Raw genomic sequence first — 15,823 nt, 5'->3', positions numbered from 1 at the left:
TGGATGTCAGCCGAGGATCCTGGCCGTCCCGAACCCGGCGGCCAGCTTCGCGCCGGTGGCGAAGCGGCCGGGGCCGAAGGCGGCGAGGCGGGGATCGGGGTCGCCGAGCAGCAGCCGGGCGACGTGGTCGCCCCAGGCGGGCGCGAGCTTGAAACCGTGACCGCTGGTGCCGGCGTCGACGTAGACGTGCTCGCCGACCTGGCCCGTGACCGGCTGCCAGTCGGGGCTCACGTCGTACAGCGAGGCCCAGCCGCCGGTCACCCGGGCGCGGCGGCGGGCCGCGGAGCGTACGGCGGAGGCCGCGGCGAGCGCCTCCAGCTCGTCGGGGCGCGGGCCCGGGACGTCGTCCGGATCGGCCGCGGAGGCCGGGACGACCCCGCCGGTGAGGTACTGCGTGCGGGGCTGCGGGGTCGTGTAGTAGCCGCCGGGCAGGTCGATCAGGACGTGCGGCACGAGCCCGCCGGCGTCGGCGGGCTCGTGCTCGGAGACCGCCACGACGTGCCGCTCCACGGTCAGCGGCAGGTCCACGCCGAGCGGTCGCAGCAGGGCGGCGGTCCACGGCCCGGCGGCCACGAGCAGCCGCCCGGCCCGGTGGACCACGCCGTCGGAGGTGGTCACCGCCGCTCCGCGGCTCTCCTCGGCGAGCGCGACGACCGGGCGGTGCGGGTGGAACACCGCGCCGTGCCGCCGTGCCGCGGCGGCCAGCCCGACCGTCGCCGCGTACGGGTCGGCGTACCCGGCGTCCGCCTCCCAGACGGCGACGGCGACGCCGTCGAGGTCCAGGCCGGGCAGCCGGGCGGGCAGCGCCCCAGCGCCGACCAGCTCGCTGCGGACGCCGAGCTCGCCGAGCCGCGCGGCGGTCTCGGCGGCCGCCCCGGCGTCGCCGGGGCCGTGCAGGTAGAACGCGCCGGTCCGGCGGAACCCCGACTGGTGCCCGCCGGTGCGCTCCTCGAAGCCCGCGAGGAACGCGATGCCGTCGCGTGCCGTCTCCGCCAGGAACGGGTCGGTGTAGTAGGCCCGGCAGATGCCGCCCGACCGCCCGGTGGGGCCGCCCGAGACCGGGCCCCGGTCGAACACGGCGACGGAGACGCCGCGCCGGGCGAGGTGGAACGCGGCGGCCGCGCCGTGCACGCCCGCCCCGACGATCGCGATGTCGTACGTCATGCCACGGCCTCCCGGTCGTGCGCCCGATGATCGAGCCGGGCCGTCTGGTCCGGCTGCGGGGCCTCGTCCGGCCGGGGTGTCCGGTCCAGCCGGGGAATCGCGGCCAGGAGCTCCCGCGTGTACGGCGCGGCCGGTTGGGTGAAGATCTTTCGGACGTCGCCGGACTCCACCACCCGGCCGTCCTTCATCACCAGTACCCGGTCGCTGACGTGGTGGATCACGCCGAGGTCGTGGGAGATGAACAGGTAGGCCACGCCGAGCTCGGCCTGCAGGTCGGCGAGGAGGTCGAGCACCTGCGCCTGGATCGACACGTCCAGCGCGGAGACCGGCTCGTCGCAGACGATCACCTGGGGCCGGGGGGCCAGCGCCCGGGCGATCGCCACCCGCTGCCGCTGCCCGCCCGACAGGCGCAGCGGCCTGCGGTCCAGGATCGACTCGTCCAGGCCTACCCGCGCGAGCAGCTCGACGGCCCGGTCGCGCCGGGTTCGGCGCGGCTCGCCGCCCACGGCGAGCGCCTCGCCGAGGATCCGCCGTACGGTGAAGCGGGGGTCGAAGGAGCTCAGCGGGTCCTGGTAGACCACCTGGATGTGCCGCCGCAGGGCGCGGCGCCCGGCGGGCCCCAGCCCCCGCCAGGACCTCCCGTCGACCTCCACCTCGCCCGCGTCGGGTTCCACCAGCCCCAGCACCAGGCGGGCCGTCGTGGTCTTGCCCGAGCCCGACTCGCCGACGAGCCCGAGCGTCTCCCCGGCCCGCAGCTCGAACGAGACCCCGTCCACGGCCGCCCGGGGCAGCCCGTCCGGCCCGGTGAACGACTTGGCCAGCCCGGACGCCCTGACCACCACCCCGCCGGGCAGCACGGCCGGCGCCGGACGCGGCGCCGAGCCGTCCTCGGGCACGGTGAGCCTCGTGCCCCTGCCGTGCGCGGAGGGCACCGCGGCCAGCAGCCGGCGGGTGTAGGCGTGCCGGGGGGCGCCCAGCACGTCCCGGGTGACGCCCTCCTCGACGACCACGCCGTCCTTCATCACCAGCACCCGGTCGGCGAGCTCGGCCACCACGGCGAGGTCGTGGCTGATCAGCAGCAGCCCCGCCCCGGCCCGCCGGCGCTCGGCCAGCAGCCGCAGGATCTGTGCCTGCACGGTGACGTCCAGGGCGGTGGTCGGCTCGTCGGCGATCAGCAGCCGGGGCGCGCAGGCGACCGCCGAGGCGATCAGGGCCCGCTGCCGCAGCCCGCCGGAGAGCTGGTGCGGATACTGCGCGGCCCGCAGTTCCGGCTCCGGCACCCCCACCTCGGCCAGCAGTTCGACCACCCGCCGCCGCACGTCCGCGCGCGGCACGGTCCGGTGCAGCCGGAGGGTCTCGGCGATCTCCCTGCCGACCGGGCGCAGCGGGTCGAGCGAGACCAGCGCGTCCTGCAGGACATAGCCGACCTCGCCGCCCCGCACCGCCCGCCACTGCCGTTCGCCGTACGCCGTGACGTCGCGGCCGGCCACCACGAGCGACCGGGCGGTGACCTCGGCGCCGGGGCCGGTCAGCCCGATCAGTGTGCGGGCGGTGACGCTCTTGCCCGAGCCCGACTCCCCCACGATGGCGACGCACTCCCCCGGGCGCACCGTGAAGGAGATCGAGCGGACGGCCTCGACCTGGCCGAACGAGACCCGCAGATCGGACACCTCGACGATCGGGGTGACCCGCTGTTCGGTCACGACAGTCTCCCTTCGACGCGCCGCTGCAGGTGGCGGCCGACGACCGTGACGGAAAGGACGGTGAGCGTGATGGCCAGCCCCGGGAAGACCGCGACCCACCAGGCGACGGAGAAGTAGTCGCGCCCGGCCGACAGCATCGCCCCCCACTCCGGGGCGGGCGGCTTCGGGCCGAGCCCCAGGAAGCTGAGCGACGACGCCGCGACCAGCGCGGTGCCCACCTCGATCGTGGCCACCACCAGCAGGGGCGCGAACGCGTTGGGCAGCACGTGCCGCGTGACGATCCCGGCCCTGGTCAGCCCGAGCGAGACGGCCGCCTCGACGTACCCGGACCTGCGGATGACCATGGTCTGGGCGCGGACCAGGCGGGCGTACCCGGGCAGCGTGTAGGCGGCGATGGCGAAGACCGCGTTGAGCGTCCCCGGGCCGACGACGGCGATGACCAGCAGGGCCAGCAGCAGTCCCGGCAGCGAGAGCAGGATGTCGACGAGGCGCATGGCGGCCTCGTCGAGCACCCGCCCGCCGAGCGCGGCCAGCAGCCCGACGAGGGTGCCGCCGGTGACCGCGATCGCGGTGGCGGCCAGCCCGGCCAGCACCGACGGCCTCGTTCCGTACACGATCCGGGTGAAGATGTCGCGCCCGTTGGCGTCGGTGCCGAGCGGATGCCCGCCGCCCGGCGGCCGGAGCGCCGCGACGGCGTCGGTGAGGTCGGGCGAGCCGTGCGCGACCAGGCCGGGCGCCACCGCGACCACGGTCACGGCCAGCAGGAACGCGGAGGCGGCCCAGACACCGGCCCGCGGCACCCGGCGCCGCCGTCCGCGCCCCACGACCACGGCGGGTGCGGCAAAGGTGGACGTGGTCACTCAGGCACCTCGCAGTCGCGGGTCGATGGCCAGGTAGAGCAGGTCGAGCAGGATGTTGATGACGACGTAGAGCAGCGAGGCGATCAGCACCACGCCCATCACGACCGGCAGGTCCTTGTTGCCGACGGCCGCGAGGGTCAGCCGCCCGATGCCCTGCCGGGAGAAGACCGACTCGATGATCACGGCCCCGCCGAACAGGAAGCTGACCATCCACCCGGCCAGGGTGACCGTGGGCAGCAGGGCGTGCCGCAGCGCGTGCCGCAGCCGCACGCCCAGGTCGGACATGCCGCGCGAGCGGGCGGTGAGCACGAACGGCTCCTCCAGCGTGAGCTCCAGTCCCTCGCGCAGCACCTGGCTCAGCGTCGCGACGACCGGGATCGCCATCGCGACGGACGGCAGGACCAGGCTCTCCGGCCCGTCCCCGCCGGTGGCGGGGAAGATCCCCAGCCCGAACGAGAAGACGGTGAGCAGCAGGATCCCGGCCCAGAAGGACGGGATGGAGATGCCGACCAGCTCGATGCCGGAGAACACCGCCCGCGCCCACCGGCGGCCCGCGGTCAGCACCGCGACCGTGACCGAGACCACGACCGCCAGGACGAACGACGAGAGCATGAGCTGGACGGACGAGCCGACCTGCTCGCCGATCGCCGAGGCGACCGACTGGTGCAGCTGGTACGACTGGCCCAGGTCGCCGTGCAGCACCCGGCCCAGGTAGGCGGCGTACTGGGCGGGCAGCGGCCGGTCCAGCCCGTAGTCGGCGATGATCCGGGCGCGGACCTCGGGTGTGACGGTGCTACTGCCGATGAGCAGGTCGACGACGTTGCCCGGGGTGAGGTGAAGGCCGGCGAAGGCGACCGTCACCGCGCCCCACAGCACCAGGACGGACGTGCCCAGCCGCACCAGCACCGGGCGGACCACCCGGGCGCGGGCCCGGGTGGCCGGTACGGCGACGGCGGTCATGCCTGCTCGACCCAGGCGCCGTAGAAGGTCGGGTACGCCTGCGGCTCCCAGCCGATGCCGTGGGCCTTCTTGCCGGTCCCGAGCAGGTAGTTGAACACGTACACCGGGAAGACCGCGGCCTCGTCGGTGACCCGCTGCTGCACCTTGGCGTACAGCTCGGCCCGCTTGGCCTGGTCGGTCGTGTCCAGCGCGTCGCTCAGCCAGCCGTCGACGTCCTTGTCGGACAGGCGGGCGGCGTTCTGGCCGAACTTGGCGGCCGTGGGGATGGCGGAGGTGTCGAACAGGTTGCGCAGGGTGTCGCCGTCGGCGCGCTGCCAGCTGAAGTCGATGAGGTCGTAGTCGCCCTTGGGATACTTCTCCAGCCATTCGTTGACCGTGCCGGAGACGAACTGGATCTCGAAGCCGATCTTCTTGGCCTCGGCCTGGATCTGCTCGGCCAGCGTGTCGCGCTGCTCACGGGCGAACGCCTTGAGGAACCCCCAGCGGATCGTCAGCCGCCTGCCGTCCTTGGTCCGGTAGCCCTCGGCGTCCTTCCCCGACCAGCCGGCCTCGTCCAGCAGCCGGGCGGCCGCCGCGGGGTCGTACTTCGTCTTTCCTTCGAGCGTCTTGTCGTACCCGTCGGTCGACGGGGAGATGGGGCCCGCCGCGGGCTGGAACGCCCCGAAGTAGAGGTTCTTGACGATCGTCGCGAAGTCGATGCCGTCGCGGAACGCCTGCCGGACCCGCTTGTCGGCGAACGGCCCGGAGGTCGTGTTCGGGTAGTAGTTGTAGTTGCCGCCCGGCGCCTGCCGCGTGGTGACGGTCAGCCGGGGGTCGCCCTGCACCTGCTTGACGTTCACCGGCGGCACGCTGGCGATCCCGTCGACCTGCCCGCTGGTCAGCGCGCCGAGCCGGACGGAGTCCTCGGTGATGACCTTGATCTCCAGCTTGTCCAGGTACGCCTCCCCGGTGTGCGCGGCGCCCTCAGGCGCCCAGGCGTAGCCGGGGTTGCGGTGGTAGGTGATGCCCTTCTGCACCACGTACTCGTCGATCACGAACGGCCCGGACCCGACGACCTTCTTGCACAGCGCGTCCTGCGGCTGCTTCAGCGACCGCGGCGACTCGATGCCGAAGTACGCGGTGGCGAGGGCGGACAGGAACGGCGAGTACGGCCTGCTGAAGTGGACCTTCACCGTGTGCGGGTCGACGACCTCGCTGCCCTTGTACGGCTCGATGTATCCCGCGGCCAGCTGGGACTTGGTCGCCGGGTCGACGATGTGGTCCAGGTTGGCCTTGACCGCCTCGGCGTCGAAGGCCGTGCCGTCGGAGAACTTCACGCCGTCGCGCAGGGTGAACGTGTAGGTCTTCTGGTCCGGCGAGACGGTCCACTTGGTGGCGAGCCACGGGTGGATCCTCCCCTCGCCGTCCAGGGACACGAGCGAGTCCAGGGCGGGCCGGGTGAACAGGCCGGCCACGTCGGCGGGGCTCTGGTGGGGATCGAGGCAGGTGGAGGGCTCGGTGTTGACGGCGAACGTCAGCGTGCCGCCCTTGACCGGCCCGGCGGGGGCCTTGCCCGCCGCGGTGTCCCTGCCCGTCGTGCCGCAGGCGGCGAGGGCGAGGACCCCCAGAAGCGAGACGCCGATGGATAAGCGTGTGTTCGTGGACATCGGGGGAGAGCCTTTCGGTGTTCAAGACGGGACGGCGGAGTGGGGAGGCGGCGTGTCCCGGCCTGTGCCCGCCCGAAACTCCCCGTGAGTGGCCATGCCGCCTCCCGGAGAGCGTGCCGCGCACGCCCCCATGACCAGGAGCCCCGATGGGGCCCGCGCTTGCGGCGCGACTGCCACGCCGCCAGGTTTTCCCCGGGGCACCCCGCGCGGTGCGAGGGTTGCCGGCCGACGAGCCGGGGCTTGGCGTCGGCGCTCAATACCTACAAACAAAGTAGGAAAACTCGGATAAGCTGTCAACACGCTTTCGCCGGGGATTTCGGCCTTTTCGCGACGAGGGGCGGTCCGGTGACGACGAGCGGCCCCGGCGCGCGGCCGCGGCCGGGGGTGAACCGGGCGGCCGTGCCTACGGCGCGCCGGGAAGCCGTACGGTGACGAGGAGCCCGCCGTGGGGGCCGGGGGCGAGATCGAGGGTCCCGTTGTGGGCGCGGACGACGCTGTGCACGATGGCCAGGCCGAGACCGGCGCCGGCGTGCTCGTCGGTGCGCACGCGTTCCGTTCCGCGCTGGAAGGGTTCGATGAGGGTCGGTATCAGTTCCGGCGGGAGGGGGCGGCCCGTGTTCTCGACCCGCAGCAGGCTGGTGCCGCCGTACGCCTCGGTGTGGACCGTCACGGTGCCGCCGGCGGGGAGGTTGTGGACGATCGCGTTCTGGACGAGGTTCGTCACCATCCGCGCCAGGAGCTCGGCGGAGCCCTCGGTCCGGGCCGCCCCGCCGGTGACGTTCAGCGTGATCCGGCGTTGTTCGGCGAGCGGAAGCAGCGTTTCGGCGGCCTCCTCGGCGGCCAGGGAGAGGTCGACGCTCTCCCGGGTGAAGTCGCCGCGGTCGCCGCGGCTGAGCAGCAGGAGGGCCGCGGTGAGGTCGATCGCCCGCTGGTTGACGGTGTGCAGGCGGTCGAGGAGTTCGTCCCGGTCCCGCGTGGGGTCCCGGCGGGCCACGTCGAGGAGCGTCCGCGAGATCGCCAGCGGCGTGCGCAGTTCGTGGGAGGCGTTCGCGGCGAACCTCCGCTGCTCGGCGACGTGGGACTCGAGCCGGTCGAGCATCGAGTCGAACGCGTCGGAGAGCTCCCGGAACTCGTCCCGGCGGCCCTTCATGCGGATCCGGTGGGACAGCGACCCGTTCGCGGTCGTCCGCCGGGCCGCGTCCGTGATCTGGGTGAGCGGCGCGAGCATCCGGCCGGCGAGGAGCCATCCGCCCAGCAGGCCGAACGCCAGCAGAAAGGCCAGTGCCTGGCCCGCGCGGGGGACGAAGGCGCGCTGGAGGTCGGTGCGGTTGGGGATGAACCGCAGGGGCGCCGCCCCGGGCGGGGCGGCCCCCGCCCCGGTGCCGAGCGCGCCGTCGGGCACGTAGCGCAGCAGGAACACCCACACCACGGCCAGCAGGAGGGCGCCGGCGAGTAGAAGGAATCCGGCGTAGCTGAGGGTGAGTTTCAGCCGGGTGCTGAGTCCTGGGCGCCTATCCATGCGTGCTGCCGGGGCCCGTTCCCGTGGCGATGCCGGTGTCGATCCGATAGCCGACACCGGGCACCGTGGCGATGACCCATGGTTCGCCGAGCCGTTTGCGCAGTGCGGAGACGGTGATGCGCACGGCGTTGGTGAGGGGGTCGGCGTTCTCGTCCCACGCTCGTTCCAGCAGTTCCTCGGCACTGACGATCCCGCCCTCGGCGGCGACGAGGACTTCCAGCACGGCGAACTGTTTGCGGGTGAGCGCGACGTAGCGTTCGCCGCGGAACACCTCCCGGCGGAAGGGGTCGAGCCGCAGGCCCGCGATCTCGCGAACCGGGGGCCGGGCGTACGCGCGTCTGCGGTCGAGCGCCCTCAGCCGCAGGACGAGCTCCCGGAGCTCGAACGGTTTGGTGAGGTAGTCGTCGGCGCCGAGCCCGAACCCGGAGGCCTTGTCGTCGATCCGGTCGGCGGCGGTGAGCATGAGGATCGGGATACCGCTGCCGGAGGCGACGATGTGCCGGGCGACCTCGTCGCCGGAGGGGCCGGGAATGTCGCGGTCGAGGACCGCGATGTCGTAGGAGTTGACACTGAGCAGTTCCAGGGCCGCGTCGCCGTCGCCGGCGATGTCGGCGGCGATCGCCTCCAGCCGCAGACCGTCCCGGACGGCTTCGGCCAGGTAGGGCTCGTCCTCCACTATCAGCACGCGCATACGGCTCAGTCTGCCGGTGCGGGCGCCCGTGCCGGCGCGGGGCGAGGCCGGTCCGGTGACGCCTCCGCCGCGGCGCGCCACCAGCGGCGCGACACGAGCCCGAAGAGCACGGCGCCTGCGGCGTTGACCAGCACGTCGTCCACAGACGACACCCGGTCGAGCCGCAGGACGTACTGCAAAGTCTCGACCACGGCCGAGCAGGCCGCCCCGAGCGCCAGGATCCGCGGCACGGAGGCCAGCGCCGCGAAGCGCAGCGGCGCGAAGAACCCCAGCGCCGCGAAGATCAGCAGGTTGCCGCCGATCCCGATCGGCCCCATCGTCACCAGGTCCCGCAGCGGGACCAGGCTCACCCGGCCGGGGACGGTGCCGGCCCCCGGGCCCGGCATCAGGGTGAGCCACACGAACGGCACCGTCCCGTAGACCATCCCCACCTCGGCCAGCGACCTCCGCCACGCCGAGGTGACGCCGGCGGCCTGCCGGAGGAGCGCCAGACCCCACGTCACCAGAGCGGCCGCCGGCAGCCCGGCCAGCGTCATGAGCAGCACGCCGTTCTCCGTGTCGAGGCAGCCGTGCCACCGTCCGGCCAGGCAGGCCGGAGCGGTCATCACGAGCGGCCGCCGCACGGCGAACACGGCGCTCGCCAGGCCGAGGATCGCCAGGCCGGCGAGCACGATCCGGCGCGTGCGGCGGGGCGACGCTGACGGGGATGCGTGGTGGTTCATGCCCTCCATTGGAGACGGAGAGCCGTTGCGGTGGCGTATGCGATTCCGCATACGCCCGCGATACACGGGACGCCGGCGTCGTCCCGGCGCCTCAGCCGCCCGCCCCGCCGCCCGCCCCGCCGCCGGGCGAGGCCCCGGTGACGGCCCGCAGCTCCTGCCCGATCATGTCGACCAGCGGCGCGCCGTCGCGGTTGGTGAGGATGACGCCCACCCAGCCGGTGCCGGGGTAGATGCTCCAGTTGGCGCCGACACCGGGGTTGCCGCCGGAGCGCTGGTACGCCCACTGGCCTTCGACGATGTCGATCGCGATCCCGTACGCGGCGAACGACGCCGGCCCGAGGGGGGTCTTGGCCGCGGTGAGCACGTCGGCCCAGGGCCGGTCCAGCACCGTGCCGTCGCTCAGCGCCCGCGCGAACCGGACCAGATCCGGCGCCGTGGCGAAGCCGCCGTCCCCGGGGGCGTCGATGAAGGCGCGGCCCGGGTTCTTGCCCAGGATGTACGGGTACGGACTGCCCTTGTCCAGGTTGCCGAGGGCGTCCACGACGCCGCCGCCGGCCACCTCCATGTACGGGTGCGCGATGTGCCCGCCCGTGAGCCACTGCGGCCTGGTGTGGAACGCCGAGCCGGTCATGCCGCAGCGCCTGAAGATGTTCTCCTGGACGTAGTCCCAGTACGTAGTGCCGGACACGGCCTCCACGATCAGCGCGGGGATGGTGGTCTCCGCCTCCTGGTGGCCGGTGCTGGGAAGGCCCGGGACGCCGGTCAGTCTCGCCTGCCGGACCCGCCGCTCGTGATACTCGTGCACCTCGTCCCGGCTCCGGAAGACGCGTCGCACGTCCTCTTCGGGCATGTCCAGCCCGGAGGTGCCGGACAGCAGGTGGTGGATGGTCACCTGATCGGCGATGTCCTCGGCGAAGCCCTTCAGGTGGGCGCCCACCGTGTCCGTCAGCTTCAGCCTGCCCTGCTGGGCCAGCTGCAGGATGGCCACCGCGTGGAACGGCTTGCCCGCCGAACTGAGGGCGAACGCCGTGTCCTCGCGGTTGCGGATCCTCCTCTTCTCGTCGGCCATGCCGTAGCCGCGGGACAGCACCGTCCGGCCCCGGTGTGACAGCAGCACCACGCCGGAGAACCTGCCCTCGGCGGCGAGCCGGGCCACGTACCGGTCGTAGGCTCCGCCGGGCAGGGTGTCCGGCGGGATCCGGTCGCGCCCGTCCTGGGCCGCCGTGGGACGACCCGGCCGGTGCCGAGGCGGCGTGGCCGTTCCCGGCGCTCCGCCGGCCGCGACCACACCGGCGGCCGCCAGACCGCTCCACTTGACCAGCTGCCGCCGGCCGACATCACGTACCGAATCCGAGTCCATGCACACGGTCCTTTCCGGTGGGGAACCGGCGCTCCCAGCGACGCGCCGCGTATCGCTCCCACTGAAAGGGCCGGGCCGTTGCGGCGGCGTATGCGCTTCCCGATACGTTCGCGACACACGTTCGGGGAAGATCAGAGGACGGTCACCGTCACCAGGCGGATCCGGTAGCATTCCCGACTAAATCGGTCTGTTTGACCTGGTTTTCGATCGATGCCGTACGCCGGTCCTCATCCGCTGACGAGGTGACCTGATGCGCTTCCACTGGTTCCTGCCGACGACCGGCGACGGCCACGACGTCCGTTCCGCCATCATGACCACCGACGGCTTCCGCCCCGCCGCTCGTCCCGCCACCGTCGCGTACCTGACGCAGGTGGCCAGAGCCGCCGAGCACGCCGGGTTCGAGGCCGCGCTCACCCCCGTCGGCGCGGGCTGCCCGGACCCCTGGATCGTGTGCGCCGCGCTGACCCAGCACACCGAGCGCCTCAAGACGCTGGTCGCCTTCCGCACCGGGTACGCCCTGCCCACCCTGCTGGCCCAGCAGGCGCAGTCGTTCCAGGACGTCTCCGGCGGGCGGCTGCTGCTGAACGTCGTCACGGGCGGAGATCCGGTCGAGCAGCGCGCGTACGGCGACTTCCTCGGCCACGACGCCCGCTACGCGAGGACCGGCGAGTTCCTCGACGTGCTGCGCCGCGCCTGGGCGGGCGCCCCCTTCGACCACCACGGCGAGCACTACCGCGTCGAGGGAGGCGGGCTCGCCGAGCCGCTCGACCCGGCGCCGGACGTCTACTTCGGCGGCGCCTCCCCCGCCGCCGAACGGGTCGCCGCCCGCCACGCCGACGTGGCCCTCATGTGGGGGGAACCGCCATCGGCGATCGGAGAGAGGATCGCCCGGCTGCGCGACCTCGCGGCGTCGGCGGGCCGCGAGTTGCGGTACGGCCTGCGCGTGCACGTCATCGCCCGCGACACCGGCGCCGAGGCCTGGGCCGAGGCGGAGCGGCTGCTGGCCGGGATGGACCCGGCGCGCGTCGCCGAGGCACAGCGGCGTTTCGCCCGCTACGACTCGGTGGGACAGCGCCGCATGGTCGACCTGCACCGCGGGGACACGCGCGACCTGGAGATCCACCCGGGTCTGTGGGCCGGCGTCGGCCTGGTGCGCGAGGGCGCCGGAACCGCCCTCGTCGGCTCCTACGACGAGGTCGCCGCGCTGCTCCGCGAGTACGCGACGCTGGGCGTCGGCGAGTTCGTCCTGTCCGGCTGGCCCCACCTCGAGGAGGCGTACCGGGTCGGCGAGTACGTCCTCCCCCGCCTCCGGGCCGCCGAACCGGCCGCCGCGGCGGTAGCCCCCGCCGCGGGACCCTCCTGACGGACACCGGCGGGACGGAACGGGTGCCTACTGCTCGCGGGGCAGGCCGGGCGGATTGACCTGGGATTCGGCGACGGCCTCGGTGGACAGGCCCCAGCGGGCGAGGACCTTGCCGTAGGAGCCGTCCTTGATCAGGGCGTTGAGAGCGTCGCTGATCGGCTTGGCCAGGCCGTTGCCCTTCTGGGTCATGGCGGCGATGAGCCCCTGGAGCGTGGGGCCCGCACCGGAGTAGGTGCCGACGATCTTGGTTTCGCCGCTCACCGCGGCGTGGTACGCGGAGGTGGGGTTGGGCGCGAAGTACGCCTGGATCCGGCCGGACCTGAGGGCCAGGTAGGTGTCGGCCGCCTGCTTGTAGTACTGGATCCGGACGGGCTTCAGCCCGGCGGCGCGGTTCTGCCTGTCCCAGCTCAGCAGGATCTTCTCCTGGTTGGTGCCGGATCCCACGGCCACGGTGAGCCCGGCGACGTCGGCCGGCTTGGTGATCGAGGTGACGGGGCTGTCCTTCGGCACCTCCCAGGCGAGCTGGTCCAGCCGGTACGTGGCGAAGTCGTAGACGTCCTTGCGCTCCTCGGTCACGGTGACGTTGGAGAACCCGGCCGCGTACTTGCCGGACCTGACCGCGAGGAACAGGTTCTCCCACGAGGTGGGCTCGATGTGCGGCTTGAGGCCGAGCACGTCGGCGACGAGGGAGGCGATGTCCTCCTCCACCCCGATCGGCGTGACGTTGTCGTCGGCGACGAAGGACAGCGGCGGCTCGAACGTCGAGGTGCCGACCAGGAACTCTCCCCTGGCCCGGACGGCGGCGGGAACCTCCGCGGCGATCGCGTCCACCTTCGCGGCCCGGATCCGGTCCTGCCGCGGGCTTGTGTTGATCGTCAAGCCGTCCGGCGCCGCCTCGGCGGCCGCGGCGGCGGCGCCGGTCGCGGGTCTCTCGGAGTCCGTGCCGCAGGCCGCGAGCAGCAGCAGTGCGGACACGGCGAGTACGGCTGACCGGGGTGCGGATGACATGCGGTTTCCTTCGGGGCTTCTCGGGGCTTCTTGAGGGCTTTTACGCATCGCCTCTTCGCGGGGCTCGCCGCGAAGGTCAGAGCACCCTGCCGAGGAAGGCACGGGTGCGGTCGTGCTCCGGCCGGTCGAGCACCCGCGGGGGCGGGCCCTGCTCGACGATCCGGCCCGCGTCCATGAAGGCCACGGTGTCGGCGACCTCGCGGGCGAAGCCGATCTCGTGCGTGACGACGATCATGGTGGTGCCGCCGCGGGCGAGCGCCTTCATGACTTCCAGCACCTCGCCCACCAGCTCCGGGTCGAGCGCCGAGGTGGGCTCGTCGAACAGCACCACCTTGGGCCGCAGGGCGAGCGCCCGGGCGATCGCGACGCGCTGCTGCTGTCCCCCGGACAGCTGCCGCGGGTAGGCGTCGGCCTTGCCGGACAGCCCCACCTGCTCCAGCAGCTCGGCCGCCAGCGCCTCGACCTCGTCACGGGGGCGGCGCTGGGCGGAGATCGGGGCCTCGGTCACGTTCTGCCGGACCGTGAGATGGGGGAACAGGTTGAAGTTCTGGAAGACGAAGCCGATGTGGGTGCGCCGGCGGAGGATCTCGCGCTCCTTCAGCTCGTGCAGGCGGTTCCCCGAGCGCCGGTAGCCGACGAACTCGCCGTCGATGGCGATGTACCCGCGGTCGATCTTCTCCAGGTGGTTGATGCCGCGCAGCAGCGTCGACTTGCCCGACCCGGAGGGGCCGATGATCACCGTCACCTCGCCGGGCCGGACCCGCAGGTCCACGCCGCGCAGGACCTCCAGCGGGCCGTAGCTCTTGTGGACGCCGCGCACGTCGACCATGAACTCGCCGCTCATCGCGGTCCCCCTTCGCCGCCGCGCCGGGGGGCGGCCCGCCGTACGGCGAGGGCCCGGCGCAGGAGCCGCATCCGCGCCGAGGGCCCCGGCCGCGCGAGGCCTCTGCCGAACCTGCGTTCCACGTAGTACTGCCCGACCGAGAGCACCGTGGTGAGGACGAGGTACCAGATCGCGGCCACCAGCAGCATCGCGATCACCCGGCCGTTCCGGTTGTAGATGACCTGCACCTGGTAGAAGAGCTCGGGCAGCGCCATGATGTAGACGACCGAGGTGCCCTTGACCAGGCCGATGATCTCGTTGCCGGCCGCCGGCACGATCGACCGCATGGCCTGCGGAAGCTGGATCCGGAGGATCTGCCGGGCCCTCGGGATGCCGAGCGCCGCGGCCGCCTCCAGCTGGCCCGGGTCCACCGACAGGAAGCCTCCGCGCACGATCTCGGCGGCGTACGCCGCCTGGTGCAGCGCGAGGCCGAGCGCGGCGGCCGTCACCGGCCCGATCAGGTCCATCGTGCCGACGGAGAGGAAGGCCGGCCCGAACGGCACCCCGAAGGAGATCTGCTTGTACAGGGCGGCGAGGTTGTACCAGAACAGCAGCTGCAGGATCAGCGGCACCGAGCGGAACAGCCACACGTAGCCCCACGCCACCGACGCGAGCAGCGGGACGCGCGACAGCCGCATCAGCGCGAGCACGGTCCCCAGCAGGAAGCCGAGCGCGATGCCGAGCGCGGTCAGCTCCACGGTGAACAGCACCGCGTGCAGCACCGAGGGATGGAACAGGTATTCGCCGACCACCGGCCAGTCCCAGGCCGGGTTGGTCACCAGCGCGTTGCCCGCCATCGCGAGCAGCACCGCCACCGCGGCGCCGGCGATCCAGCGTCCGGGGTGACGCGCCCTGACCACGGTCAGGGCGGCGGACTCCGCCGTCGTCTCCTCCAGCACGACAGGAGCGGTCATCGTGCCTCCGGGGTGGCGAGTGGATGGATGTCTGCCGACGGCGCGGGGCCCGGGGCCGGGATCGGCCCTCGCGGCGGCCGCGCCTGATCTCGTCCTCATCTTGGGGGCAAGCCGGATATACCGTCAAGACCTACTTGTTTAGTAGGTTTATGCTCGCATCGTCAGACGCACGAACGGCGGGAGGTCCGATGGCGAAGGCATACCTGTCCCCCCATCAGCACGGCACGGCAGGAACCGGCGTGACACGGGGAGAGGCGCGATGAGCGACCGGCACCCCCTCGACAACCCCGTCTGGGCGTCGCTCACCGGACCCCACGCCCACCTCGCCGAACGGCACGGCAACGCGCTGCGCTACCCCGGCGACGTCTCCCCCTTCCACACCCTGCCCGACGATCCCGGCCCCGGCGACTGGAACGACCTCGCCGTGCTCGCCGGGCCCGGCGCGACGATCCCGGTCACCGGCGTGACCCCTCCTCCGGGGTGGGAGGTGGTGGCGCAGGGCGCCGGCGTGCAACTGGTCGGCGACGGCGTGGTGCCCGTCCGGGACGACGAGGCCGTCCGCCTGGGGGCGGCCGACGTGCCCGACGTGCTGGACCTCGTGGAGCGCACCCAGCCCGGCCCGTTCCGGCCGCGCACCATCGAACTCGGCACCTACCTGGGCATCCGCCGCCGCGGCGCGCTGGTAGCGATGGCCGGGGAACGGCTGCACCCGCCCGGCTGGACGGAGATCAGCGCCGTCTGCACCGACCCGGCCTTCCGCCGGCAGGGCCTGGCGGCCCGGCTGGTGCTGGCCGTCGCCGCCGGCATCCGGGCCCGCGGCGAGATCCCGTTCCTGCACGCCGCCGAGAGCAACACCGACGCCATCCGCCTGTACGAGGCACTCGGCTTCCGCCTCCGCCGCCGGACGACCTTCACCGCCGTCCGCGTGCCCGCCGACGTGCCGGTCGCCTGAGAAGGCCCGCGCCGGGCGGCGGCGCCTCGCCGACGCGCGGGCGGAGGACGGCCCCCTGAGCACGACCGTGTGACCATG

The 15,823-nt window shown here is 73.2% G+C and carries 14 protein-coding genes and 1 riboswitch; of the genes, 2 read left to right on the top strand and 12 right to left on the bottom strand.

The genetic code is table 11. From position 1 onward, the window contains the following. Window positions 1–6: 6 nt before the first annotated feature. The 9 genes from FED44_RS07555 to FED44_RS07515 all read right to left on the bottom strand — a co-directional run bounded on the left by FED44_RS07555 (window position 7) and on the right by FED44_RS07515 (window position 10,625). Complete coding sequence (locus tag FED44_RS07555; protein WP_138460177.1) at window positions 7–1,164, bottom strand: NAD(P)/FAD-dependent oxidoreductase; 1,158 nt, start codon at window positions 1,162–1,164, stop codon at window positions 7–9. Continuing rightward, window positions 1,161–2,867 carry a dipeptide ABC transporter ATP-binding protein gene (locus tag FED44_RS07550; protein WP_138460176.1) on the bottom strand — a complete coding sequence of 569 codons (1,707 nt, stop codon included), beginning with the start codon at window positions 2,865–2,867 and terminating at the stop codon, window positions 1,161–1,163. Before FED44_RS07550 ends, FED44_RS07555 begins: the two co-directional genes overlap by 4 nt. After that, window positions 2,864–3,727 (bottom strand): ABC transporter permease, encoded by an 864-nt coding sequence (locus FED44_RS07545; RefSeq protein ID WP_167521413.1) that lies wholly within the window; start codon window positions 3,725–3,727, stop codon window positions 2,864–2,866. Before FED44_RS07545 ends, FED44_RS07550 begins: the two co-directional genes overlap by 4 nt. Continuing rightward, a complete protein-coding gene (locus FED44_RS07540; RefSeq protein WP_117408506.1) occupies window positions 3,728–4,687 on the bottom strand; it encodes an ABC transporter permease in 960 nt (319 codons plus the stop codon). Then, window positions 4,684–6,333 (bottom strand): ABC transporter substrate-binding protein, encoded by a 1,650-nt coding sequence (locus FED44_RS07535; RefSeq protein WP_117408505.1) that lies wholly within the window; start codon window positions 6,331–6,333, stop codon window positions 4,684–4,686. Before FED44_RS07535 ends, FED44_RS07540 begins: the two co-directional genes overlap by 4 nt. 150 nt (window positions 6,334–6,483) lie before the next feature. Further along, window positions 6,484–6,594, bottom strand: a riboswitch (SAM riboswitch). Between the two features lie 142 nt (window positions 6,595–6,736). Continuing rightward, on the bottom strand, window positions 6,737–7,852 hold the full coding sequence (locus FED44_RS07530; RefSeq protein ID WP_117408504.1) for a sensor histidine kinase: 1,116 nt from the start codon (window positions 7,850–7,852) through the stop codon (window positions 6,737–6,739). Beyond that, window positions 7,845–8,543 carry a response regulator transcription factor gene (locus FED44_RS07525; RefSeq protein WP_117408503.1) on the bottom strand — a complete coding sequence of 233 codons (699 nt, stop codon included), beginning with the start codon at window positions 8,541–8,543 and terminating at the stop codon, window positions 7,845–7,847. The genes FED44_RS07530 and FED44_RS07525 overlap by 8 nt, the downstream gene beginning before the upstream one ends. A gap of 5 nt (window positions 8,544–8,548) precedes the next feature. Then, window positions 8,549–9,265 carry a VanZ family protein gene (locus FED44_RS07520; protein WP_138460175.1) on the bottom strand — a complete coding sequence of 239 codons (717 nt, stop codon included), beginning with the start codon at window positions 9,263–9,265 and terminating at the stop codon, window positions 8,549–8,551. 91 nt (window positions 9,266–9,356) lie between these two features. Next, entirely contained in the window at window positions 9,357–10,625 is a 1,269-nt protein-coding gene (locus FED44_RS07515; RefSeq protein WP_138460174.1) for a serine hydrolase domain-containing protein, read from the bottom strand. Window positions 10,626–10,875: 250 nt separating this feature from the next. Between FED44_RS07515 and FED44_RS07510 the strand changes: the two genes are divergently transcribed. Beyond that, window positions 10,876–11,988, top strand: a complete 1,113-nt coding sequence (locus FED44_RS07510) for an LLM class flavin-dependent oxidoreductase (RefSeq protein ID WP_111700184.1) — start codon at window positions 10,876–10,878, stop codon at window positions 11,986–11,988. A gap of 27 nt (window positions 11,989–12,015) precedes the next feature. Here the strand turns inward: FED44_RS07510 and FED44_RS07505 are convergent, their stop codons facing one another. From FED44_RS07505 to FED44_RS07495, 3 genes are all read right to left on the bottom strand, one after another. Continuing rightward, entirely contained in the window at window positions 12,016–12,996 is a 981-nt protein-coding gene (locus tag FED44_RS07505) for an ABC transporter substrate-binding protein (protein WP_111700185.1), read from the bottom strand. Between the two features lie 76 nt (window positions 12,997–13,072). Beyond that, entirely contained in the window at window positions 13,073–13,840 is a 768-nt protein-coding gene (locus FED44_RS07500) for an amino acid ABC transporter ATP-binding protein (RefSeq protein WP_111700186.1), read from the bottom strand. Further along, a complete protein-coding gene (locus FED44_RS07495) occupies window positions 13,837–14,793 on the bottom strand; it encodes an amino acid ABC transporter permease (protein ID WP_138460173.1) in 957 nt (318 codons plus the stop codon). The genes FED44_RS07500 and FED44_RS07495 overlap by 4 nt, the downstream gene beginning before the upstream one ends. 259 nt (window positions 14,794–15,052) lie before the next feature. Between FED44_RS07495 and FED44_RS07490 the strand changes: the two genes are divergently transcribed. After that, window positions 15,053–15,745: a GNAT family N-acetyltransferase gene (locus FED44_RS07490; protein ID WP_111700188.1), complete on the top strand. Its 693-nt coding sequence runs from the start codon at window positions 15,053–15,055 to the stop codon at window positions 15,743–15,745. The last annotated feature ends 78 nt before the right edge of the window (window positions 15,746–15,823 follow it).

It is taken from the genome of Microbispora triticiradicis (assembly GCF_005864065.1).
In the GTDB taxonomy this organism is placed as follows: Bacteria; Actinomycetota; Actinomycetes; order Streptosporangiales; family Streptosporangiaceae; genus Microbispora; species Microbispora triticiradicis.
The sequence above is the reverse complement of the archived record's forward strand: the minus strand, read 5'-3'. Positions and strand labels throughout refer to the sequence as shown.